The sequence below is a fragment of the Bacillus sp. SIMBA_074 genome (genome assembly GCF_046534555.1).
In the GTDB taxonomy this organism is placed as follows: domain Bacteria; phylum Bacillota; class Bacilli; order Bacillales; family Bacillaceae_G; genus Bacillus_A; species Bacillus_A mycoides.
Genome location: NZ_JAWRYM010001239.1, coordinates 1 through 235, shown reverse-complemented (window position 1 = coordinate 235; position 235 = coordinate 1). Strand labels below are relative to the sequence as shown.

Annotated in this window: 1 protein-coding gene; it reads left to right on the top strand. The window is 69.8% G+C overall.

What is annotated here, in order from left to right; genetic code table 11:
- A partial coding sequence (locus SB773_RS34680; RefSeq protein ID WP_410595095.1) for a ferrochelatase occupies window positions 1-235 on the top strand: 235 nt, incomplete at both ends.

Here is a 235-nt window from a genome sequence, read left to right as displayed (position 1 = left end):
GGGTGAGGGCGGCGCATACGCGGCGCAGCATCTCGCGGTCGCCGCCTGGGTCATGGACCGGGTCCGCGAGAGCATCCCCGAGGCGGCAGAGGTCTCGTGGGAACTCGTCTACCAGTCGCGTTCGGGCCCCGCTTCCCAGCCGTGGCTCGAGCCCGATGTGTGCGATGTCATCGGCGAGCTGCCCGAACGTGGTCGGAAAGCCGTGGCGGTCGTGCCCGTCGGTTTCATGAGCGAC